Genomic DNA, 23,607 nt, shown 5'->3' on the forward strand with positions numbered 1-23,607 from the left:
TGCCGCTGCGTTTTCACTGCGGCGCGGGGTGTGCATATTACGCTTTCCCGCTGCGAAGTCAACTGAATATTTTCAGATTTCTTCGCCTGACATGCCGGTGTGTTTGCCGTTGTGCCGTGTCAGTGGAGGCGCATTATAGGGAGTTAATTCCGGCTGACAAGCATAAATTTCAAAAAAGTTTTCGTTCGCTTATTTTTCCGTCGCAACGCCGGTTAAACGGACGATTTGCGGTTTAAGTGAGCGATTTCGCGGGCAAAACTCGCGACTTGCTGCCAGTCCGTGTACACCACTTCTTTCGTCGGATTGGTCTCGCCGCCGGTCATCTTCATAATCAGTTGGATCATCAGACGGTCATACCAGCGATAATGCGGATAACGTAACGCGCCGGCAAACACAGCGCACTCATCCGGTTGCCATGGCGACGCGAGTAAAAACTTACGGGTGTAGCTATTGGTCTGCGGCGAGCTCTTCTCGGGTTTGCGGGCGACGAGGTTAACGGAATAGAACGCGCTCGGCAGTGAATTCAGTCTCTGTAGATGTTTTTTCACAAAACGTTCCAGCGCCGGATGATAGTGTCCATAGCGAATCGACGCCCCAATCACTACCCGCTCATACTGATCCCAGTCTATCTCTTCCGCACGGTTCAAATTCACCACATCGGTATCGGTGCCGAGCTCTTTCAACTCGGAAGCAATATAAGAGGCGATTTCCCGGGTTTGCCCATCCCGGGTGGAAAAGAGAATCAATGTTTTCACGTAAGGCTCCTTACTCACGCCAGAAAGTGGGGGTAAACAGCACTAACAGCGTGAAGACCTCCAGACGACCAAATAACATATTCGCAATCAGGATCCACTTCGCCACCGGATTCATACTGGCAAAGTTGTCCGCGACAACACCCAGTCCTGGCCCAAGGTTGTTCAGCGTTGCCACGACCGAAGCAAAAGCAGAGAAATCATCCACCCCGGTGGCAATGATCGCCAGCATGCTGACAATAAACACCAGCGCGTAAGCCGAGAAAAACCCCCACACGGCTTCCAGAATACGTTCCGGCAACGCACGGTTACCGAGCTTGATGCTGTAGACCGCATTCGGGTGCACCAGGCGCTTCAACTCACGGTTCCCCTGTTTAAACAGCAACAGAATACGGATCACCTTCAACCCGCCCCCCGTCGAACCGGCACAGCCGCCAATGAAAGCAGAGCACAGCAATAGCACCGGCAGGAACAATGGCCAACGCGCAATGCTGTCGGTGGTGAATCCGGCGGTGGTCGCCATGGAGACAACCTGAAAAAAGGCCTGATTAAGGGTGGTCACCGCCGAGTTATAAACATCGTGGAACCACAGCACCACCGTGCAAATCACCACCAGCGTCAACTGTACGCCGATAAACATCCTGAATTCGGGATCGCGCCAGTAAACTTTCAGGCTGCGCCCGCTGAGCAAAGAGAAGTGCAGGCCGTAGTTACAGCCGGAGATCAATAAGAAGATGGCGATGATGGTATTAATAGTGGGGCTGTTAAAATAGCCAACGCTGGCATCGTGCGTGGAGAAACCGCCAATGGCAATCGTTGCAAAGCTGTGTCCGATAGCATCGAAGGCTGGCATCCCGGCAAACCACAGCGCCACCGCGCAGGCGATTGTCAGCAAGACATAGATAAGCCACAGGGTCTTAGCCGTTTCGGCGATCCGCGGACGCATTTTATTGTCTTTCAACGGCCCTGGCATTTCGGCACGGTAGAGCTGCATCCCCCCAACGCCGAGGATCGGCAGTATCGCAACGGCCAGCACGATGATCCCCATCCCACCAAACCACTGCAACATCTGGCGATAAAAGAGGATGGCATGCGGCAGCGAATCCAGCCCGACCAGCGTTGTTGCTCCTGTGGTCGTCAGGCCAGAGAAGGATTCAAAAAATGCGTCTGTTACCGTCAGGCTGGGGCTTTCAGAAAAGACAAACGGCAACGCCCCCACGCTTCCCAACACCGTCCAGAACAACACGACGATCAGGAAACCTTCACGGGATTTCAGTTCCCCTTTCTCGCGACGATTAGGCCACCACAGTATGGAGCCAATCATCAACGCCACAAAAAAGGTCTGGGTAAATGCACGCCCCGCACCGTCGCGGTAAATAAGGGCTACCAGTCCAGGTAAGATCATCGTTCCGGAAAAGAGGATGACCAGCAGTCCAACGATTCGGGTTATGGCGCGAAAATGCATCTCTGCCGCTTCCTTAGGTGTTCAGAAAATCAGGAGGGGATTATTCTTCAGTTTTTAATAATTGCAATGCGCCACGGCTAAAATCAGCAAGCCTTGCCGAAAACGCCTCCAGTCTGCTGTGAGGAAGCGCCACCCGCAGATGCACGGAAGCCTGATACTCGCTTGCGACAATTTTCCCCTCAAATTGCCCAAGCAGCGTTTCGACTCCGGCCAGCTGTGCGTAATCACACCACAAAGTATATTCGGTTAACGGCATTTTGCGGATGGTCGTAAGCTGGTTCAGCGCCTGTTGCACACCACCGCCGTAGGCTTTTACCAGACCACCGGTCCCCAGCAAAACACCGCCATAATAACGCACCACCACCGCGGTGATTTCGCCGACGCCGCTGCCCATTAACTGGGCGAGCATCGGTTTACCAGCCGTGCCCGCCGGTTCGCCATCGTCAGAAAACCCCAACTGCTGTGAATCATCCGGCGGCCCCGCAACCCACGCCACACAGTGATGACGCGCGTCCGGGTGCAGCACCCGGACAGCATCGACAAACGCCTTCGCCGCCTCAACGCCATCGGTATGCGCCAACAGCGTAATAAAACGGCTTTTTTTGATCTCCTCGCTAAAGGTGACCGGCGCAGCCGGTATCAGCCAGCTCTCCATTACGCCAGTTTCAGGTCCCGCGTCATGTTTTCGATGTTATTTTCGTGGATAACCACATTATCTTCGATACGAATGCCGCCAAACGGTTTCAACGCATCGATTTTTTGCCAGTTAAAGTGCTTGCTGAGCGGGCCTTCACGCCATGGCGCCAGCAGAGATTCAATAAAATAGAGACCCGGTTCAATGGTCACCACCATACGCGGCTGCATCACGCGGGTGCAGCGCAGGTAGGGATACTTCGACGGCGCAGCCAGATGCGTGCCGGTATCATCCTGCATAAAGCCCGCGACATCGTGCACCTGCAAACCAAGCGGATGACCGATACCATGCGGCATAAACGGCCCGGTGATGTCCTGCTCCACCATCGCTTCTTCACTGATATCAGTGATGATGTGATGACGGCGCAGCAATTTGGCGATGCGCTGATGGAACTGAACATGGTAGTCGGCGTAATTGACACCCGCTTTCATGGTGGCAATCAGCGCCAGTTGCTCTTCGTTAACGTCTTTGACCAGTTGCGCATACTCCGTATCGCTGTTCGCCGCCCAGGTGCGCGTCAAATCCGCGGCATAACCGTTGTACTCTGCGCCGGCATCCAGCAGGAAGCTGCGCATTTCCGCCGGTGCGCGGTGATCGAGCCGGGTGTAATGCAGCACAGCGGCGTGTTCGTTCAGCGCCACAATATTGCTGTACGGCACATCGGTGTCGCGGTGACCGGTAGCGGTCAGATACGCCAGGTTGATATCAAACTCGCTCATCCCGGACTGGAAAGCTTCATGCGCGGCACGGTGACCAATGACAGCGGTCTTCTGCGCTTCACGCATACACGCCAGTTCATAATCGGTTTTGTAGGCGCGGTAATAATGCAGGTAATCAATCACCCCTTTCGGGTTGATATTGCTGGCTGCGATATCCAGACCCAGTGCCCGCTCCGCCACCGGCCCTATGTAAGCAATGTTGCCGCGCGCCGCAGGCAGCAAGCTGCCGATGCCATCGACTTTCGGCAGCGCAATCACATCGACTTCTTCGGTCCAGAAGGAGGTTGGCAAGGGTTCCACGTTATGCCAGTAATCCACCGGCAGATAGAACCACAGCTTCGGCTTATTCACGCCATCGACCAGCAGCCAGCAGTTAGGCACCTGTGTGACCGGAACCCAGGCCTTAAACTGGGGATTCACTTTAAACGGATAAGGATGGTCGTCGAGAAAGACGTTAAACAGCTCGCCGGAGTGAATAAGCAACGCGTCGAGCTTGAAGCGCGCCAGTACATCACGGGTGCGTTCCTGTAGCGTAACAATATGATTTTTATAAAGTGCCGCCAGTGAGTCCATCGTTATTCCTTCTGTTTTTTGTGACCTCAAGTGTTCGCATCTTAGCACACCTGCTTCCGGCTGGGTGATTTCCACCGAGCGTGATCACGCCAGCAATTATTTAATGAGTTATTTGCATTTCGTTAACATAAAAACCACACTCCGTTTCATCTGGTATGACCAGATCCCTTGCTGGATTCAGGAGACTGACATGCTCTACAAAGGCAATAACCTGTACCTCAACTGGCTGGAAGATGGCATCGCCGAACTGGTGTTCGATGCTCCCGGTTCAGTGAATAAGCTTGATACCGCTACCGTCGCCAGCCTCGGCGAAGCGCTGGACGTGCTGGAAAAGCAATCAGATTTAAAAGGGCTGCTGCTGCGTTCCGAAAAAGCGGCCTTTATCGTTGGCGCGGATATCACCGAATTCCTTTCGCTATTCCTGGTGCCGGCAGAGCAATTGAGCCAGTGGCTGCATTTTGCCAATAGCGTCTTTAACCGGCTGGAAGATTTGCCAGTGCCCACGCTTTCCGCCGTTAATGGCTATGCGCTGGGCGGCGGGTGCGAATGCGTGCTGGCGACTGACTATCGCCTCGCGACGCCGGACCTGCGCATCGGTTTGCCGGAAACCAAACTGGGGATCATGCCGGGCTTTGGCGGTTCCGTCCGCATGCCGCGCCTGCTCGGTGCAGATAGCGCATTAGAAATTATTGCTGCCGGTAAAGATGTCGGTGCTGAAGAGGCACTGAAGATTGGCCTGGTAGATGGCATTGTGAAGCCGGAGAAACTGCGTGACGGCGCGGTAGCCGTTCTGCGCCAGGCGATTAATGGCGATCTCGACTGGAGAGCCAAACGTCAGCCAAAACTGGAACCGCTGAAACTCAGCAAAATTGAAGCCGCCATGAGCTTTACCATTGCCAAAGGCATGGTGATGCAAACCGCTGGCAAACACTATCCGGCCCCCATTACGGCAGTAAAAACCATTGAAGCCGCAGCCAAATTTGGCCGGGATGAAGCACTGAAACTGGAAAACCAGAGCTTTGTTCCGCTGGCTCATACCAACGAAGCTCGTGCACTGGTCGGTATTTTCCTTAATGACCAATACGTTAAAGGTCAGGCGAAGAAACTGACCAAAAATGTTGAAACGCCCAAACAAGCTGCGGTACTTGGCGCAGGCATCATGGGCGGCGGCATTGCCTATCAGTCCGCGTGGAAAGGCGTGCCAGTGTTGATGAAAGATATCAATGAGAAATCGCTCGCGCTCGGCATGAGCGAAGCGGGTAAATTGCTGAATAAACAGCTTGAGCGCGGCAAGATCGACGGTCTGAAACTGGCGGGCGTGATTTCAACCATCCAGCCAACCCTGGCGTATGCCGGTTTTGAGCGTGCCGATGTGGTGGTGGAAGCGGTTGTTGAAAACCCGAAAGTGAAAAAAGCGGTATTAGCGGAAACCGAAGACCAGGTGCGCCCGGATACCGTGCTGGCGTCGAACACCTCCACCATTCCCATCAGTGAACTGGCAAGCGTGCTAAAACGCCCGGAAAACTTCTGCGGTATGCACTTCTTTAACCCGGTGCACCGCATGCCGCTGGTCGAGGTGATCCGCGGTGAAAAAACCGCGGATGAGACCATCGCCAAAGTGGTGGCATGGGCCAGCAAAATGGGCAAAACCCCGATTGTGGTCAATGACTGCCCCGGTTTCTTTGTTAACCGCGTGCTGTTCCCCTATTTCGCCGGTTTTAGCCAGTTACTGCGCGATGGCGCGGACTTCCGCAAAGTCGACAAAGTGATGGAAAAACAGTTCGGCTGGCCGATGGGCCCGGCCTATCTGCTGGACGTTGTCGGTATTGATACCGCGCATCACGCCCAGGCGGTGATGGCAGCCGGTTTCCCGCAGCGTATGCAGAAAGATTACCGCGATGCGATCGACGCGCTGTTTGACGCCAGCCGCTATGGGCAGAAAAACGGCATCGGCTTCTGGCGCTATAAAGAAGACAGCAAAGGCAAGCCGAAGAAAGAAGAAGACGCCGGGGTGGATACCCTGCTGGCGGGGATCAGCAAAGGCCGACAGGATTTCAGCGACGACGACATTATCGCCCGCATGATGATCCCGATGGTGAACGAAGTGGTGCGCTGCCTTGAAGAGGGCATTATCGCCAGCCCAGCCGAAGCCGATATGGCGCTGGTATACGGGCTCGGTTTCCCGCCGTTCCATGGCGGCGCGTTCCGCTGGCTGGATACGATCGGCAGCGCGAAATATCTCGACATGGCGCAGCAATATCAGCACCTCGGGCCGCTGTATGAAGTCCCGGCAGGGCTGCGCGAAAAAGCGCGCCACAACGAGCCTTATTACCCCACAGTTGAACCTGCGCGCCCGGTGGGCGAGCTGAAGACGGCTTAAGGAGTCACAATGGAACAGGTTGTCATTGTCGATGCGATTCGTACCCCAATGGGCCGTTCAAAAGGCGGCGCATTCCGCAACGTACGCGCTGAAGATCTCTCCGCCCACTTGATGCGTAGCCTGCTGGCGCGTAACCCGGCGCTGGATGCCACCGCTATCGATGATATTTACTGGGGCTGCGTGCAACAAACGCTGGAGCAGGGTTTCAATATTGCCCGTAATGCCGCACTGCTGGCGGAAATCCCACATTCGGTCCCGGCCGTCACCGTTAACCGGCTCTGCGGATCATCGATGCAGGCGTTACATGATGCCGCACGCATGATCATGACGGGCGATGCCCAGGTGTGCCTGGTCGGCGGTGTTGAACATATGGGTCACGTCCCGATGAGCCACGGTGTGGATTTCCACCCTGGCATGAGCCGTAACGTGGCGAAAGCCGCCGGCATGATGGGGCTGACCGCCGAAATGCTGTCTCGTATGCACGGTATCAGCCGTGAAATGCAGGATGCTTTCGCTGCTCGTTCTCATGCCCGTGCCTGGGCTGCCACGCAATCCGGAGCGTTCAAAACGGAGATCATCCCGACCGGAGGCCATGACGCAGATGGCGTGCTGAAGCAGTTTAACTATGACGAAGTGATCCGCCCGGAAACCACCGTTGAAGCCCTTTCTACCTTACGCCCGGCCTTTGATCCGGTGAGCGGTACGGTAACCGCCGGTACATCTTCTGCGTTGTCGGATGGCGCCTCGGCGATGCTGGTGATGAGCGAAAACCGCGCCCGTGAGCTGGGGCTGACGCCACGCGCCCGCATACGTTCAATGGCGGTGGTCGGCTGCGATCCGTCGATTATGGGTTATGGCCCGGTTCCGGCGTCCAAACTGGCGTTGAAAAAGGCCGGACTGGCGGCCAGCGATATCGACCTGTTTGAGATGAACGAAGCCTTTGCTGCGCAGATCCTGCCATGCATTAAAGACCTGGGACTGATGGAGCATATCGACGAGAAGATTAACCTCAATGGCGGTGCTATCGCACTCGGACACCCGCTGGGCTGCTCGGGTACACGCATCAGCACAACATTGCTGAACCTGATGGAACGCAAAGACGCCCAGTTTGGTCTGGCGACGATGTGTATCGGTCTGGGTCAGGGGATCGCTACCGTGTTTGAACGCGTATAACCGCAGATTGTGTCATCACGACCATGCCGGAAGGCGGCGCAAGCCTCTTATCCGGCATGGTGAATGCGAAGAAAGAAAATTTAGTTGCCGTTCTTCCCGCCTGTCAGGGGCGGGTTTTTTATTACCGTTACCCGCAACACAGCCAACGCCGCTCTGGCGACAATGGCGAAGACAAACTCAGATAAAGGCAAACGCATCGCCAAACAGGCGATCTTCACGCGCACCGCGCTCATTGCAGAACAGATCACGGGCGATTTTCGCCATCTCAAAACGTCCGGCAATATAGATATCGTGCTCTGCGAGCGAGCCAAAATCCTGCAGTACTGCCGCCAGTACCGTTCCGGAACGACCGCGCCACGCTTCAGGAGGTTGCTCAACGACCGGCACCACGCGCAGATTCGGGTGCGTCACGGTTAATGCTTCCAGCTCAGCCAAATCGTACAGGTGTTTTTCTTCGCGACCGCCCCAGTAAATGGTGATGTCGCGGTTCGGATTTTTCGCCAGTGATGTCAGTAAAATAGAACGCACATAAGAGAACCCGGTGCCGCCTGCAATCAGAACCATCGGACGATCTTCGTCATCACGCAACCAGGCATCGCCGTGCGGAATATCGATCACGATTTCGCGATCTTTCAGGATGCGATCCATTACCGCCATGGCATAGAGATTTAACTCGGACGCGCCAATATGCAGTTCGATAAAGTCATGCTGATCCGGCGTGGAGGCCATCGAGAAGGGGCGCTTATCTCGCTCATCCATCACTACCATCAAGTACTGGCCAGCGCGGAAAGAAAACGCCGCTTCCGGCACTAAACGGACGCGATATACGGTATCAGTGATGGCATCTACCGAGGTCACTTTACAGCTTAAGGTTGTCATGCGCTCTCTCTGTCGGGTCTATTTTTCGGCATTTAGTATGGCCAGTTCATCCCAGATGGCGTCGATTCTCGCCGTCACGTCGGGGTCCTTCTTGATAGGATGTCCCCATTCGCGTTGGGTTTCGCCGGGCCATTTATTGGTGGCATCCAATCCCATTTTTGAGCCAAGGCCGGAAACCGGCGAGGCAAAATCCAGGTAGTCGATCGGCGTGTTTTCCACCAGCACAGTATCCCGGGCGGGATCCATACGGGTGGTAATCGCCCAGATAACATCATTCCAGTCGCGGGCGTTAACATCGTCATCGCACACAATCACAAACTTGGTGTACATAAACTGGCGCAAGAATGACCAGACACCCATCATGACGCGTTTCGCATGGCCCGCGTACTGTTTCTTCATCGTGACCACCGCCAGGCGGTATGAACACCCTTCCGGCGGCAGATAAAAATCAACGATTTCCGGGAACTGTTTTTGCAGGATCGGCACGAACACTTCGTTCAGCGCCACGCCCAGTACGGCAGGCTCATCCGGTGGGCGTCCGGTATAAGTGGAGTGATAAATCGCATCTTCGCGCCGGGTAATATGCGTAACCGTAAACACCGGGAAGTTATCCACTTCGTTGTAATAGCCGGTGTGATCGCCATACGGACCTTCCGCCGCCATCTCACCAGGCTCAATATAGCCTTCCAGCACAATTTCCGCACTGGCAGGAACTTCAAGCTCATTCGAGATGCATTTCACGACTTCGGTCTTCGTGCCGCGTAACAGCCCGGCAAAAGCATATTCAGACAACGTATCCGGCACGGGCGTCACCGCGCCGAGAATGGTCGCCGGATCGGCGCCCAGCGCCACAGCAACCGGGAAACGCTCACCCGGGTGCGCCGCCTGCCACTCCTGAAAATCAAGCGCGCCACCGCGGTGGGAAAGCCAGCGCATGATCAGTTTGTTTTTACCGATTAACTGCTGACGATAAATGCCCAGGTTTTGCCGCTCTTTATGCGGACCACGCGTCACCGTCAGCCCCCAGGTAATCAGCGGTGCGGCATCTTCCGGCCAGCACTGCATAATCGGGATTTTTGTCAGGTCGACGTCGTCACCCTGCAATACTTTTTGCTGACAGGGCGCGCCACGCAGGCGCTTAGTGGGCATGTTCAGGACTTGTTTGAACTGGGGAAGCTTATCGAAGAGATCGCGGAAACCTTTTGGCGGTTCAGGCTCTTTCAGGAACGCCAGCAGTTTGCCGACTTCCCGCAGGGCGCTGACATCATCCTGCCCCATACCCAACGCAACACGACGCGGCGTACCAAACAGGTTGCACAACACCGGCATCGTATAACCTTTCGGATTTTCAAACAGCAATGCAGGCCCACCGGCACGCAGCGTGCGATCGGCAATTTCTGTCATTTCAAGGTAAGGATCAACCGGAAGCGTAATGCGCTTCAGTTCGCCCTGCTGTTCGAGCAGTGTCAGAAAGTCGCGTAGGTCGTTGTATTTCATGCGGTGTATTATCGCCTCCGGGTCAGCGCTCCATTATACGGTGTTCGCCAGGTGGTTGCTGTATTTTTGTTAAATCGGCGTGAATTATAACGACGTTTTATGCCACACGTTATAATCAACTTAGCCATCAGGCCGCTGTTTTGGTATTCTTGCGCCCGAACTTAAGGAAAAGAATCATTATGCGATCCTGGTATTTACTGTATTGCAAACGAGGCCAGCTTCAGCGCGCCCAGGAACATCTTGAACGTCAGGCGGTGGGCTGTCTGACGCCAATGATCGCGCTGGAAAAAATCGTTCGCGGCAAGCGGACGATGGTCAATGAACCCCTGTTCCCCAACTATCTGTTTGTGGAATTTGATCCCGAAGTGATCCACACCACAACCATCAACGCCACACGCGGCGTCAGCCACTTTGTCCGCTTCGGTATGAACCCGGCAAAAGTGCCTTCGTCGGTGATCCACCAGCTTGCGGTCTACCAGCCAGAAGGGGTGACCGACCCGGATACACCGTACCCCGGCGATGATGTTGTCATCACCGAAGGCGCGCTCGAAGGTTTACAGGCAATCTTTAAAGAGCCGGACGGCGAGGCCCGCTCGATGCTGTTACTGCATCTGCTCAACAAGCAAGTGCTGCAAAGCGTCAAAAACACGGACTTTCGCAAAGCCTGACACCGGCTTAAAAATCAACGCCAAAGAGCCGCTTCACATTGTTATCCGTTACCACCTCCAGCCAGCGAATATCTTCGCCACGCAGCCCGGCCACGGTGGAAAGAATGTGCCCCAGCAGGGCGGGCTCATTGCGCCGTGACGCCGGTTTGGGCTTGAGATCCCGCGGCAGCAAATACGGCGCATCGGTTTCAATAAACAGCCGCTCGGCGGGGATCAACGGCAACACATCGCGCAGCTCCAGCCCACGGCGCTCATCGCACACCCAGCCGGTAATGCCCAGATACATCCCACGCGCCAGACAATCCTGCGCTTCCTGCGCCGTACCGGTAAAACAGTGCAACACCGCGCCAGGCAGCTTGTCGAGCCACGGCTCCAGCAGCGTCAAGAAGCGTTGATGTGCATCGCGGCAATGCAAAAACACCGGCATCGCCAGCTCGGCGGCAAGTGCAAGCTGCGCGGTAAAAGCGTGTTCCTGCTCCTGCGGCGTGGAAAAATTGCGGTTGAAATCCAGCCCACATTCGCCAATAGCAACCACCTCAGGTAATGCCGCAAGCTGACGAATGGCATCGGCAGTTTCCGCTGTCCAGCCACTGCTGTCATGCGGATGCACCCCGGCGGTGGACCAGCAGTGACGATAACGCTTTGCCAGTTGTTGCGCTTGCTGGCTTTCATGCAAGTTAGTGCCGGTGATCAGCATTCCCGCCAGCCCTGCCGCCTGCGCTCGCCCTACGGTTTCATCCCGGTCTTTGGCAAATTGTGAACTGGTCAGGTTCACTCCAATGTCGAACATGCGTATCCCCATACAACAACCGCCCTGACGGGCGGCTGGTAATTACTCTTCACTGGTTTCTGTTTCGCTTTCTTCATCCGGTATGCGGCGCTTACCAACATAGAAGCGTGCAAAAAAGACCCCGACTTCAAACAGGCAGTACATCGGTATTGCCAGCAACGTTTGCGAGAAGACGTCCGGTGGGGTCAGCAGCATCCCCACGACAAAAGCACCGACCAGCACGTACGGGCGTTTTTGCCGCAGATCGGCCGGGGTCGTTACCCCCATCCAGCACAGCAGCACAATGGCAACCGGTACCTCAAACGACACGCCAAACGCCATAAACAGCGCCATGACGAAATTGAGGTAACTCGCAATGTCAGTCGAAACCAGCACGCCTTCCGGCGCCGTGTGCGTCAGGAAGCCAAATGCCAGTGGAAACACCACGAAATAGGCGAATGCCATGCCAATGTAAAACAGCAGCGAGCTGGAGATCAGCAACGGCACAATCAGCCGGCGTTCATGCTTATACAGTGCAGGCGCAACAAATGCCCAGACCTGATACAGAATCACCGGTGCGGAGAGGATCAAAGAGACCATAAACGTCAGTTTGATCGGCGTAAAAAATGGCGATGCCACATCGGTGGCGATCATGGTCGCGCCCATCGGCATCTGTTTGATCAGCGGTGCGGAAACCAGTTGATAGATATCGTTCGCGAAGTAAACCAGCGCGAGGAAAATCACAATAACGGCAATAATGCAGTTCAACAGGCGCTTACGCAGCTCAATAAGATGGGCGATCAGCGGTTGGGTATCATCTACAGCCATGTTCAGGATTTATCACTTGAAGAAGAAGGAGAGTCAGAAACCGGCACAGCCTCTTTCACCGCCGTTTTCGCCACCGCCGCTTTTTGCGCGTCCTGTTCGTCGGGCGCTTGCTGCGGAGAACTGGCCTGATGTTCAGCGACGGCAGGCGTTACGCCTTCATGCTGCGCGGCATTATCTTTCACGACCGGATGATGAATAGTATGCGCTTCGTCGCTCGCTTTTTCAGGATCGTTAACGCTATAAGAGCGCTTCATCGATTCTGCCGCCTGACGCAGTTCATCCATGGACTCTTTTAACTCCGGCGTCAGGTTTTCCAGGCTCGCTTTCTCCACCTTTTTCAGGCTTTCCTGGAATTCCTGCAGCTTCAGTTCCTGCGTCAGTTCGTTCTGCACGGTGGTCGCCAGCGAGCGTAATGTGCGGATCCAGCTTGCCACCGTACGCACCGCCACAGGCAATCTCTGCGGTCCCAGCACCACCAGACCGACTATAAATACGAGTAACAGTTCGCCAAAACCTATATCGAACACGGGTTACACCTGCTCTTTGTCGTGACGTTTTTCGTCTTTTTTGGCGTCTTCTGGCTTTTCAGAGAGAGACTTCGCCGTGAAATCTGCATCCTGTGCGGATTGATCCTGCTTATCGTCTTTGTCATCGTCGCTCATGGCTTTTTTAAAGCCTTTGATCGACTTACCAAGATCGGAACCGATAGAACCGAGCTTTTTCGTACCAAACAGCAGCACGACGATGACCGCAATAATCAATAACTGCCCAATACTGATACCACCCATACACAGTCCTCTGTAAGAGATGATGTTAAAAACAGGCCCCAGTATACACATTATCCCCTGGGCTGCATGTGTATACCCTGCCTCTCGCGAGCGGCGTCACCGTCAACGCGTTTTGCGCCAGCCCAACAGCCAGGCGGCTACACCGCCCGCCATTAACCATAAAGGATGAAGTCCCCAGTCTGGTCGATTAATCAGCAACAGCGTTCCACTTAACAGCAATGTCGCGCCAATCGCGAACAGATAGCGTGACTGCCCCTGCCTGATATGGTTGGTTTGCAGTTCGCTGGCGATTTTATCAACGCTGCGCTGTAAATGCTTACCGTGCTGCAAGCCGTTGTAGATCAGTTCAGGAAGTTCCGGCATTTTCTCGATCCAAAACGGTCCTTTTTCTTTAAAGGCTTTGATCAACGCAGGAATGCCTACCTGATCTTTGATCCACGATTCGAGGAAAGGTTTCGCGGTCTTCCACAGATCCAACTGAGGGTAGAGCTGGCGGCCTACGCCTTCCACATAAAGCAGCGTCTTCTGCAGTAGCACCAGTTGCGGCTGCACTTCCATATTAAAACGCCGGGCAGTATTAAACAGATTAAGCAATACGTGACCGAACGAGATTTCCGCCAGCGGCTTTTCAAAGATAGGTTCACAAACGGTACGAATCGCGAACTCAAACTCTTCAACGTTGGTATCCGGCGGCACCCAACCAGAATCCACATGCAGTTCAGCGACTTTGCGGTAATCACGATTGAAGAAGGCGATAAAGTTCTCCGCCAGATAGCGCTTATCTTCTTTATTCAGCGAACCCACAATACCGCAGTCAATACCGATATATTGCGGATCTTCCGGATGCGCGTAGCTGACGAAAATATTGCCGGGGTGCATGTCTGCATGAAAGAAGCTGTCACGGAAAACCTGGGTGAAAAACACCTGAACACCACGTTCCGCCAGCAATTTGAGATTGGTGCCGTTCTTTTCCAGCGCCGCAATATCGGACACCGGTATACCGTAGATGCGCTCCATTACCAGCATGTTCTGGCTGCAATAATCGGAGTAAATCTCCGGCACATAGAGCATCGGGCTGTTTTCAAAATTACGTCGCAGCTGGATAGTGTTCGCCGCTTCACGCAGCAGATCCAGCTCATCGATCAACGTCTTTTCGTACTCGCGCACCACTTCTCGCGGGCGCAGACGACGACCATCCGGCAATAAGCGAGGCACCCAGCCCGCCAGGCGATAGATCAGCTTCAGATCGGCTTTGATCACCGGCAGGATATCCGGGCGGATAACTTTGATCACAACCTCTTTACCGCTCTCTTTCAGGCGCGCGGTGTGTACTTGCGCAATCGACGCGGACGCCAGCGGCGTGATCTCAAAGTCGTCAAACCAGGTTTCAATCGGTATCCCGCCCATTGACTGCTCGATCTGGCGTTTTGCGAGATGACCATCAAAAGGCGCAACGCGATCCTGCAACATCGCCAGTTGGTCGGCAATCAGCGGGGGAAATAAATCGCGGCGGGTAGATAACATTTGCCCGAATTTAATCCATACCGGACCCAGCTCCTGCAAGGCCAGACGCAGGCGTTCCCCAAGGGCTTTCTCTTTGTGCCGGTTCGGCATCCAGAACAGCATCCGTCGCCAGAGTCGCAGCGGCAGGGTAATGCGCATTTTGGGGATAAGCTCATCAAGCCCGTAACTTAAAAAGGTCTGGATGATGAAATAGAGGCGCCGTAGTTCTCCTGGCGTCATTTGCCCTCCAGTTTATCCAGGCGTTTCGTCAACGCGTCCACCGCACGCTCGGTGGCCGACGTCTCTTCCGCAAACCAGGCAACTTCCAGCGCGCCTGGCGCGACACGCCACTCTTCCGTAAGAACTTCTGAGACATAGCGCTGCTGGCGCTGAAAACCCTGACGAAGAAAACGCGCGCCGCCGCGCAGAATTTTACCGATACCCTCCGCGGCGATATCACCAGTCCACGGGGCCAGCACTTCAGCAGGATCAAATTCGGCAAGATCCAGCAGCGACACCAGGTTTTGCACGACCTGGATATCGCCCTGCACTTCCAGCTCGCCGCTGCGGATAAGCGCGGTCAGTTGCTGGCGATTACGCAGCTTTGGCAGCACCTGCAGATGCGTGATAACGGAGCAATCAGCTTCGCCTTCCCACACGCCGAGGACATCCACCTGCCGTTCGCTGAACACCAGCACAAACGGCGAGGAAAATTCCTGCACCACAATACGCAATACCTTGCCGTGCAAACGCTGACGCGCCGGTTTCAGCGCGCCTTCACGGTAGAGAAACGTATTCAGCGCGCGCTCAATGCCAGCGTTCACCATGGGCTTAAAGGGCATACGCACTCCTGTCAGAATTTGTAGCCACGGTGCAAGGCAACGATACCGGCGGTCATATTGTAATAATCGACGTTCTCGAAGCCCGCATCCTGCATCATCGCTTTCAGGGTTTCCTGATCGGGATGCATACGGATGGATTCAGCAAGGTAGCGGTAACTTTCAGCGTCGCTGGCGACAAGCTGGCCAATACGCGGCAGCACATGGAAGGAGTAGGCGTCGTAGGCTTTGCTCAGCGGCTCAATAATCGGTTTGGAAAACTCCAGCACCAGCAGACGACCGCCAGGCTTAAGCACGCGAAACATAGAGCGCAGCGCTTTTTCTTTTTCGGTCACATTACGCAGGCCGAAAGAGATGGTGATGCAGTCAAAGGTGTTGTCCGGGAACGGCAGCGCTTCGGCATTCGCCTGCACATAGTCAACGTTGCCGATCACGCCGATGTTGCGCAGTTTTTCGCGCCCCATTTTCAGCATCGAGTCGTTGATATCCGCCAGGATAACCTGCCCCGTTTCGCCCACCAGACGGGAGAATTTAGCGGTCAGGTCGCCCGTACCACCGGCCAGGTCGAGGACTTTTTGCCCGCGGCGAACGCCGCTGCAATCAATCGTAAAACGCTTCCATAAACGGTGGATGCCCATCGACATCAAATCGTTCATTACGTCATATTTTGACGCCACCGAATGGAAAACATGCGCCACCATCTCGGCTTTATTCTCTTTGGCGACGGTCTGAAAACCAAAGTGCGTCGTCTCTTTTGAATCTTCCACCATCTCAGTGCCCGCTATTGAAGAATTTGTTCGTGAAGTGTAACAGATTGGGCGCGATTGCCCTACGATTCAACCACCCGACGATGCGCTGCCCGCTGGTGCATCGCCCGCTATCGCCGCATCTAATATGTTGTCTTCATTATGATCGTTTAACGCGTCCTGGCCCGCTCGTAGCCGGAATTCCTCATCCTGCGCCTGCGCTTCCGCCGCTAATTCCGGATTAATCTCGCGTTTGATCTCCACCCCCAGGCCACGAAATGCTTCAGCCTGTGCCAGCAGATTGCCGCGCCCGCCGCTGAGCTTTTTCATCGCCTGACGGTAGTTATCCTGCGCTTTATCCAGGCTTTGACCAATGGAGGACATGTCGTCAACGAACAGCCGCATTTTGTCATACAGACGGCTCGCCCGCTCGGCAATCTGTTGCGCATTGCGGCTCTGATGCTCATAACGCCACAGATTGGCGACAGTGCGCAGCGCCACCAACAGCGTGGTCGGGCTGACCAGCATAATGTTATTTTTTAACGCCTCGGTAATCAGTTCGGGCTGTCTGTCGAGCGCAATCAGAAATGCGGGCTCAACCGGAATAAACATCAGCACATAGTCGAGGCTGCGCAGGCCGGGTAGCTGCTGATAATCTTTGCGCCCCAGCAGGCGAATATGATTACGCACCGACGCGATATGCTCCTGCAACGCGCCTTCACGGGTAAATTCATCGTCGGCATTGAAATAACGCTCATAGGCCACCAGCGTCATTTTGGCGTCAATCACCACATCTTTACCCTGCGGTAAACGGACAATCACATCCGGTTGCATACGCGCCCGGCTGTCATTTTCAATGCTGACCTGCGTTTGGTATTCATAACCTTCACGCAGACCGGAAGCCTCCAGCACCCGCGTTAACACCACCTCACCCCAGTTTCCCTGCGTTTTGTTATCGCCTTTTAAGGCCCGGGTCAGGTTGATGGCTTCCTGCGCCATCTGCGCATTGAGCTGCTGAAGATTGCGGATTTCGTGGGCCAGCGTGTGGCGCTCCCGCGCTTCCTGGCCAAAGCTCTCCTGCACCTGGCGACGAAAACCGTCAAGCTGCTCACGCAGCGGTGTCAGCAGGCCGTTGAGACTCTGACGGTTCTGTTCATCCACGCGACGGTTGCTCTGTTCAAAAATACGGTTGGCGAGGTTTTCAAACTGTTCGGTCAGGCGCTGCTCACTGCTGTGCATCTGGCGCAGTTTCTCTTCCGCGTGCAGTTGGGTTGACTCCAGTCGGGTGGTGACTTCGCGCAGGTCAGCCTCCAGCGAACTGTTGATGTGCTGCAGGCTGCGTAGCTCGTTATTCAGCAGTTCACACTCGTTGCGCCAGTGCTCGCTTTGAGCGACCTGCTGGCGCGCAGCGCTGAGTTCGCCAAAGAGATCGCGCTGCCCGGCGAGGAGCTCCGCCTGCTGCTGCGCCCCACGCCAGCTCGCCGCCAGCCAGCCGACCACCAGGCCCACCAGCGCTAACGCCGCCATAACGATGATTGAAGTCTCCACCACGCCCCCTGATTGCTCATCAATACAGTCGGGGATTGTGCTGTATAAACGTCCAGTTTGGAAGGGCTTTTCCTGCGAGGAGGTACGCAAAAAGAAAAGGCCGAACGTGTCGGCCTTTAAAAGCAGGAGGGAGAATTACAGAAGACGGCGCGCCGCTTCCACAACGATTTTCACCGCGTGGCTTTCCGTTTGCTTCATGGTTTCAGCGTTCGGGATCTCCTGCTGGGTGCGGTTAACGATCACCCCGGCAACCATCCCGGCGCGCAACCCCTGGCTGGAACACATGGTCAGCAGCGTGGCGGACTCCATTTCATAGTTCATCACGCCCATTGACTGCCACTCTTCCATCGAACCTTTAAAGCGGTTCACTACGCGACCAGAGAACGTGTCGTAACGCTCCTGGCCCGGGTAGAACGTGTCGGAAGAGGCCGTCACGCCAATGTGTTTAGTCGCGCCAATCGCCTCTGCCGCTGCCACCAGTGCGGTGGTGCACGCGAAGTCAGCAACCGCCGGGTACTCCATTGGCGCAAAGTGCAGGCTGGCGCCGTCAAGACGCACGGAAGCGGTGGTGATCAGCACATCGCCGACGTTGATATGCGGCTGAATAGCGCCCGTTGTGCCCACGCGTAAGAAAGTACGGATACCGAGCTGCGCCAGTTCTTCCACCGCAATAGAGGTTGACGGGCCGCCGATACCGGTGGAGCACACGATAACCGGTTTGCCGTCGAGCTCAGCGCGCCAGCTGGTAAATTCGCGATGCGATGCCAGTTTGACCGGCTTTTCCATCAGCGCGGCGATCTTTTCCACACGCTCCGGATCGCCAGGGACGATAGCCAGCGTAGCCCCTTGTAAATCGTTTTTGGTGAGGCCGAGATGAAAAACATCAGACTTGGACATAACAGACTCCTCTGTGGTCGGTTTTATCGGAAGAGGTAAAAAGCTACTTTACAGAAGGCATACGCCTAATTTCGTGACTGGCATCACCGAGAATGAAAATGTTTGCACATGATTTCCATAAAAAAGTGATATTAATCACATTAACATGTTACATCCGACAACTCAGCAGCAAAGATAGTCTATAGCGGGGTGATTTGCGCGCGCGACAGGCCTTCCCGTCTATAGTTATTGAAGCGCTAATAAAGGGTATGGAGAATGCCATGACAACGGATAAACAGCCGGGCTTTGCACCTGCAGCTTCACCTCACGCTTCAACCATCGTACATACGCCGGAAGACGCCTTAATCGCAGGCGAAACGTCAATTCCGACCCAGGGCGAAAACATGCCCGCTTTTTACGCGCGCCCAAAACATGCGGACGCGCCCCTGCCCATCGTGATTGTGGTGCAGGAGATCTTTGGCGTGCATGAGCATATTCGCGATATCTGCCGCCGTCTCGCGCTGGAGGGCTACCTCGCCATTGCGCCGGAACTCTATTTCCGCCAGGGCGACGCCAATGATTTTCCCGATGTGCCAACGCTGCTCAGCGGTCTGGTCAGCAAAGTGCCGGATGCGCAGGTGCTGGCCGATCTCGATCATGTTGCCAGTTGGGCGGCGCGCAACGGCGGTAACGCTCACCAGTTGCTGGTCACCGGCTTTTGCTGGGGCGGGCGCATTGCCTGGCTGTACGCGGCGCATAACCCTCAACTGAAAGCGGCTGTCGCCTGGTATGGCAAACTGGTGGGGGAGAAATCGCTGAACTCGCCGAACCATCCGGTGGATATCGCGACCGAACTCAGCGCGCCCGTACTGGGTCTGTATGGTGCGCAGGATACCGGGATCCCGGTCGACACCGTGGAAACCATGCGCCAGGCCCTGCGTGCTGCCAACGCCAATGCGGAAATCGTGGTTTACCCCGATGCGGGGCATGCCTTTAACGCCGATTACCGCCCGAGTTATCACGAAGAGTCAGCAAAAGATGGCTGGCAGCGGATGCTGGCGTGGTTCGCGCAGTACGGCAAAAAATAACGTTATCGCGCTGGAGGCGACACGTTACGCCGCCTCCAGACGCCAGCCCTGGGTCAGACGAACGTGTACCGTCTGTTGCAAAGACAGCGGCGAATGATGAAACGCACTCAGCGTTTGCCCATCGTGCAGGCGCAAATCCAGCATGTAACGCTCGCCCAGATAGACACAACTCTCCACCTCAACGCGCAACCCGTCATCAGCCACCTGCACATGCTCCGGGCGGATCAGGACTTGCTGCCGCTCGCCCGTGCCAAAGCCCTCGTGTAACAACGCACTATCCAGTTGCCTGACGCCCGCTGGCGTGGCGAGGGAAAGAACACTGCCCTTGCCGATAAAGCGGGCAACCCAGGCATTGTGCGGATGCTGATACAGCGCTTGCGGCGCGCCCCACTGTTTAAGTTCACCCTGATGCATCACCGCGATATGGCTGGCTAACGCCATCGCCTCCGCCTGATCGTGCGTGACATAGACAAAGGTCGCGCCAGTACGCCGATGAAACTCACGGAACGTCTGTTCCATGGTGGCGCGCAGATGGCGATCGAGGTTAGCCAATGGCTCATCCAGCAGCACCACCTGCGGTTCAGAAACCAGGCAACGCGCCAGCGCCACCCTTTGCCGCTGGCCGCCGCTCAGCTCCTGCGGCGAACGCGCGGCATACGCGCCAAGCTCAACCACCTCCAGCGCCGCCATAACCTGTTTCTGCCGCGCAGCCCCTTGCACCTTACGCAGCTTCAACGGATAGCCGACATTCTCCGCCACCGTCATATGTGGCCACAGGGCGTAGGACTGAAACACCATCCCCATATCACGCTGCTCCGGAGGCATATGGGTGGTGGCATCCGCTAACAAGCGATCCCCTAACAGCAAACGCCCTGCGCTGAGCTGCTCCAGCCCGGCGAGAATGCGCAACGTAGTGGTTTTGCCGCAACCGCTCGGTCCCAATAGCGCAGTAAACGCCCCCTGCGGAAGGGTAAGCGTTAATTCCCGCACCACGGTTTGCCCGCCGAAGACTTTGCTTAAGCGCTCCAGTCTCAGTTCTGCCATGGGATCACTCCTTTGGGGAAGTAGCGGCCAAGCGCGCTCAATGCCAGCATCACCAAGGCGATCAACGCCACGACCAGCACAGAAATCGCCGAGGCCAGCACCTTATTGCCGCTTTCATCAAGATTAAAAATCACCACGCCGAGCGTCTCTTTTCCGGCGCTCCATAACAACGCCGACACGGTCAGTTCATTTACGGCGGTCAAGAAGACCAGCAACGCCCCCGCAAACGCCGCAGGCGCCAGCAACGGCAACACAATATGGCGCAGCCGCTGAGAGAAGTCCGCCCCTGCCAGGCTGGCGGCTTCTTCCATGGCCGGATCCAGTTGCAACATGCTGCTGTGCACCGGTTTCAGGCATACCGTCAGAAAGCGGGCAAGATACGCAAACAGGATAATCGTCAGCGTCCCGCTCAGGCTGATATCCAGCAGCGGTAACGGGCGGGTGAACAGTAAAATGCAGGCAATCGCCAGCACCACGCCAGGAAGCGTATAGGGAATGTCGATCAGGCTGTGCAGCCAGCGCAGCGCGCGGTTGGGGTAGCGCACCAGCAGCCATGCCAGCGGCAAACTCAGCAGCATCAACATAACGGCGGCGGAAACAGACAAAAAAAGACTGTTGGTCAGTGCGTGCCAGGTGGCGCTCTGCACATCGAAAATACCGCGCCAGGCCGCAAAGGTCAGCGTATCGCTATTCAGCGGCACGCCCAGCGTGGGCACCAACGACGTGACGATCAATGCCAACAGCGGCGCGAGCAGAATGGCGCATAAGACCACCGCCAGCAGAGCTTCCGTGACCAGCCGCCATTTTCCGAGTGTAAAACCGAGCGCCCGTCCGGCCATGCCGATCAGCGGCAAAGCATAACGCCGTTGCATATGCCCTTGCAGCGTGACAATCCCTATCGCTACGCAGCCCATCAGCACCGACAGCGCGGCGACATCATTGAGCATGGAGGGGCCAAAGCTGGAAAGTGTCTGGTAGATATACACAGGCAGCACAAAATACGAGATGGGGATCCCCAGCATCGCCGGAATGCCAAAATTCCCCAGCGCAGAGACAAATGCAATCGCCGCACCGGCCCACAGCGCAGTGCGGCACAAGGGCAATACCATATCGAAAAAGACCCGCCACAGCGACGCGCCGTGTAGACGCGCAGCTTCAATATGCTCTTTCGGCAACGATTGCAACTGCGTGCGCAGCGCCAGAAATACCAGCGGCGCGTGCTGAATACCAAGCAGGAGCGCGATCCCTTCGGCCGAGTAGAGCGGATTGGCGCTGCCAAACCCAGGCGCCAGCCCGAGGCTATTGAGCAAAATGCTCCCCGGCCCAAACAGTTGCAGCCAGCTCAGGGCCGTGACCTGCGGGGGGATCATCATCGGCAGCATAAACAGAAATACCCACAGCTGTTTCATGCGGATGTCAGTCAACGCCAGGCAAAAGGCGAACAGGCCGCCCAGCAGCAGAGAAAGCAGCGTACCCAGCCCGCTGGTATAGACGCTGTGCCAGAGCGCAACCCAGGTTGCCGGGTTGCTCAGCACGCGCCATAAACTGCTGTCGCTGCCCTGTTGCCAGTCGAGCAGCGCAGAGAGCAGCAAGCGCAGGCTCGGCAATACGCTGAGCAAGGCGACAAGGCATAATAATAGCCACATCAGCCCTTTACCCGGGCCGCTGCCAGCGTTCTGACGCAGCGTCATGCTGGTCATCCGTTAGCGGTTTCCAAACAAGTCGGCAAACCGTTTTTTGTTGGCTTCTGTATCCGCCAGCGCTTTTGCCGCATCGAAAGGCATTAATTTGATGCTGTCTCGTGGCGGGAAACCGGTGGGTACCGGCAGTGCGGCATCAGCAGGCAGATACCCCTGTTGCAGCACCAGTTTTTGCCCCTCGTCAGAGAGCACAAAGTCGATAAACGCTTTTGCTCCCTCCGGGTTTTTCGCGCCTTTCAGCATCGCAACCGGCTCGGTGACTATGCTGACGCCCTCTTTCGGGAACACAAACTCAATTGGTGCGCCTTTGGCTTTTTCGCGGATCGCCATGTAATCCACCAGCACGCCATACGCTTTGCTGCCGGAGGTGATAGCACTCATCACCGCGCCGTTACCGTTCTGCGGCATAGCGCCATTCTCTTTCAGCTTTTCGTAATAGCCCCAACCCAGCGTAGGATCCGTCATCAGCGTCGCCTGATGAATCTGCGCCGCGCCGGAGTAAAGCGGGCTGGGCAAGGTGGTCATGTTTTTCAGTTCAGGTTTGAGCAGATCCTGCCAGGAGGTCGGTTTGACCGGCGCTTTGCTGTGGTAAGCAATGCCGGTGGTGATCAGTTTCGTGCCGTAGTAATAGCCTTCTTTATCATAGAGCTGCGCATCGAATCGCGCAGCCTGCGGCGAAGTGTAAGGGGCCAGCAAGTGTTGCTGTTTCAGGGACTCCATGGTGACGCTGTCGGCAATCAACAGCACATCTGGCGCTGCGCCTCCGGCGGCGAGTTCTGCTTGCAGGCGGGCAATGAGTTTGCTGGTTCCGTCACGGATCCATTTCACTTCCGTATCCGGGTGCGCTTTTTCGAACGCGCTGACGGTAACCTGCGCATCTTCCGTCGGTTGGCTGGTGTAGAGAGTCAGCGTGGATTTCGCAAAAGCCGATGCGCTCATGATTGCCAGCAACAGTGCCGCCAACGCATTTTTTTTACTCATGGTTCGTCCCCTTTGTTTTCGTTGCGATGATTAAAACAAGGGAATTTGACAGAAATGTTGCTGGCGGGATGTTAGCGCATTACAGGGGGATAACGCG

22 protein-coding genes are annotated in these 23,607 nt (G+C 55.7%); 4 read left to right on the forward strand and 18 right to left on the reverse strand.

Going from position 1 to position 23,607, the window contains the following annotated elements; translation table 11 throughout:
* Positions 1-212 precede the first annotated feature (212 nt).
* The 4 genes from hemG to pepQ are packed head-to-tail and all read right to left on the reverse strand — an operon-like array spanning position 213 to position 4,203.
* On the reverse strand, positions 213-755 hold the full coding sequence (gene hemG / locus N7922_RS23485) for a menaquinone-dependent protoporphyrinogen IX dehydrogenase (RefSeq protein ID WP_263098504.1): 543 nt from the start codon (positions 753-755) through the stop codon (positions 213-215).
* Positions 756-765: 10 nt separating this feature from the next.
* Entirely contained in the window at positions 766-2,217 is a 1,452-nt protein-coding gene (gene trkH, locus N7922_RS23490) for a Trk system potassium transporter TrkH (RefSeq protein WP_263098505.1), read from the reverse strand.
* A 40-nt stretch (positions 2,218-2,257) separates the two neighbouring features.
* Positions 2,258-2,872 (reverse strand): IMPACT family protein, encoded by a 615-nt coding sequence (locus N7922_RS23495; protein WP_263098506.1) that lies wholly within the window; start codon positions 2,870-2,872, stop codon positions 2,258-2,260.
* Positions 2,872-4,203, reverse strand: a complete 1,332-nt coding sequence (gene pepQ, locus N7922_RS23500; protein WP_263098507.1) for a Xaa-Pro dipeptidase — start codon at positions 4,201-4,203, stop codon at positions 2,872-2,874. The genes N7922_RS23495 and pepQ overlap by 1 nt, the downstream gene beginning before the upstream one ends.
* 190 nt (positions 4,204-4,393) lie before the next feature.
* Between pepQ and fadB the strand changes: the two genes are divergently transcribed.
* Together fadB and fadA are read left to right on the forward strand one after the other, a co-directional pair.
* The gene (fadB, locus tag N7922_RS23505; RefSeq protein ID WP_263098508.1) at positions 4,394-6,583 is read left to right on the forward strand and encodes a fatty acid oxidation complex subunit alpha FadB; all 2,190 of its coding nucleotides are present in this window, start codon (positions 4,394-4,396) and stop codon (positions 6,581-6,583) included.
* Positions 6,584-6,592: 9 nt separating this feature from the next.
* On the forward strand, positions 6,593-7,756 hold the full coding sequence (fadA, locus tag N7922_RS23510) for an acetyl-CoA C-acyltransferase FadA (protein WP_263098509.1): 1,164 nt from the start codon (positions 6,593-6,595) through the stop codon (positions 7,754-7,756).
* A 177-nt stretch (positions 7,757-7,933) separates the two neighbouring features.
* Here fadA and fre read toward each other — a convergent pair whose 3' ends face one another.
* The gene (gene fre / locus N7922_RS23515) at positions 7,934-8,635 is read right to left on the reverse strand and encodes an NAD(P)H-flavin reductase (protein WP_263098510.1); all 702 of its coding nucleotides are present in this window, start codon (positions 8,633-8,635) and stop codon (positions 7,934-7,936) included.
* Between the two features lie 18 nt (positions 8,636-8,653).
* A complete protein-coding gene (ubiD, locus tag N7922_RS23520; protein WP_263100994.1) occupies positions 8,654-10,141 on the reverse strand; it encodes a 4-hydroxy-3-polyprenylbenzoate decarboxylase in 1,488 nt (495 codons plus the stop codon).
* 170 nt (positions 10,142-10,311) lie between these two features.
* On the opposite strand from ubiD, the gene rfaH reads away from it, so the two are divergent.
* Positions 10,312-10,800, forward strand: coding sequence for a transcription/translation regulatory transformer protein RfaH (gene rfaH / locus N7922_RS23525; RefSeq protein WP_263098511.1), 489 nt, complete (start codon positions 10,312-10,314; stop codon positions 10,798-10,800).
* A 7-nt stretch (positions 10,801-10,807) separates the two neighbouring features.
* Here rfaH and tatD read toward each other — a convergent pair whose 3' ends face one another.
* The 9 genes from tatD to udp all read right to left on the reverse strand — a co-directional run bounded on the left by tatD (position 10,808) and on the right by udp (position 18,718).
* Positions 10,808-11,590: a 3'-5' ssDNA/RNA exonuclease TatD gene (gene tatD, locus N7922_RS23530; protein WP_263098512.1), complete on the reverse strand. Its 783-nt coding sequence runs from the start codon at positions 11,588-11,590 to the stop codon at positions 10,808-10,810.
* A 42-nt stretch (positions 11,591-11,632) separates the two neighbouring features.
* Entirely contained in the window at positions 11,633-12,397 is a 765-nt protein-coding gene (tatC, locus tag N7922_RS23535; RefSeq protein ID WP_061499066.1) for a Sec-independent protein translocase subunit TatC, read from the reverse strand.
* 2 nt (positions 12,398-12,399) lie between these two features.
* A complete protein-coding gene (gene tatB, locus N7922_RS23540; protein WP_263098513.1) occupies positions 12,400-12,924 on the reverse strand; it encodes a Sec-independent protein translocase protein TatB in 525 nt (174 codons plus the stop codon).
* 3 nt (positions 12,925-12,927) lie between these two features.
* Complete coding sequence (tatA, locus tag N7922_RS23545; RefSeq protein ID WP_263098514.1) at positions 12,928-13,185, reverse strand: Sec-independent protein translocase subunit TatA; 258 nt, start codon at positions 13,183-13,185, stop codon at positions 12,928-12,930.
* A gap of 102 nt (positions 13,186-13,287) precedes the next feature.
* A complete protein-coding gene (ubiB, locus tag N7922_RS23550) occupies positions 13,288-14,928 on the reverse strand; it encodes a ubiquinone biosynthesis regulatory protein kinase UbiB (RefSeq protein ID WP_263098515.1) in 1,641 nt (546 codons plus the stop codon).
* Positions 14,925-15,530, reverse strand: a complete 606-nt coding sequence (ubiJ, locus tag N7922_RS23555) for a ubiquinone biosynthesis protein UbiJ (protein WP_263098516.1) — start codon at positions 15,528-15,530, stop codon at positions 14,925-14,927. Before ubiJ ends, ubiB begins: the two co-directional genes overlap by 4 nt.
* An 11-nt stretch (positions 15,531-15,541) precedes the next feature.
* A complete protein-coding gene (gene ubiE, locus N7922_RS23560) occupies positions 15,542-16,297 on the reverse strand; it encodes a bifunctional demethylmenaquinone methyltransferase/2-methoxy-6-polyprenyl-1,4-benzoquinol methylase UbiE (protein WP_263098517.1) in 756 nt (251 codons plus the stop codon).
* Between the two features lie 66 nt (positions 16,298-16,363).
* Positions 16,364-17,800, reverse strand: a complete 1,437-nt coding sequence (gene rmuC, locus N7922_RS23565) for a DNA recombination protein RmuC (protein ID WP_411554293.1) — start codon at positions 17,798-17,800, stop codon at positions 16,364-16,366.
* A gap of 156 nt (positions 17,801-17,956) precedes the next feature.
* Positions 17,957-18,718, reverse strand: coding sequence for a uridine phosphorylase (udp, locus tag N7922_RS23570; RefSeq protein ID WP_263098519.1), 762 nt, complete (start codon positions 18,716-18,718; stop codon positions 17,957-17,959).
* A gap of 260 nt (positions 18,719-18,978) precedes the next feature.
* On the opposite strand from udp, the gene N7922_RS23575 reads away from it, so the two are divergent.
* Complete coding sequence (locus N7922_RS23575) at positions 18,979-19,785, forward strand: dienelactone hydrolase family protein (protein WP_263098520.1); 807 nt, start codon at positions 18,979-18,981, stop codon at positions 19,783-19,785.
* A gap of 24 nt (positions 19,786-19,809) precedes the next feature.
* Here N7922_RS23575 and N7922_RS23580 read toward each other — a convergent pair whose 3' ends face one another.
* The 3 genes from N7922_RS23580 to N7922_RS23590 are packed head-to-tail and all read right to left on the reverse strand — an operon-like array spanning position 19,810 to position 23,510.
* Positions 19,810-20,829, reverse strand: a complete 1,020-nt coding sequence (locus tag N7922_RS23580; protein WP_263098521.1) for an ABC transporter ATP-binding protein — start codon at positions 20,827-20,829, stop codon at positions 19,810-19,812.
* Positions 20,817-22,520 (reverse strand): ABC transporter permease, encoded by a 1,704-nt coding sequence (locus N7922_RS23585; protein ID WP_263098522.1) that lies wholly within the window; start codon positions 22,518-22,520, stop codon positions 20,817-20,819. The genes N7922_RS23580 and N7922_RS23585 overlap by 13 nt, the downstream gene beginning before the upstream one ends.
* Before the next feature lie 12 nt (positions 22,521-22,532).
* Complete coding sequence (locus N7922_RS23590; protein ID WP_263098523.1) at positions 22,533-23,510, reverse strand: ABC transporter substrate-binding protein; 978 nt, start codon at positions 23,508-23,510, stop codon at positions 22,533-22,535.
* Positions 23,511-23,607 lie beyond the last annotated feature (97 nt).

It is taken from the genome of Kosakonia sp. ML.JS2a, assembly GCF_025642095.1.
Lineage (GTDB): Bacteria > Pseudomonadota > Gammaproteobacteria > Enterobacterales > Enterobacteriaceae.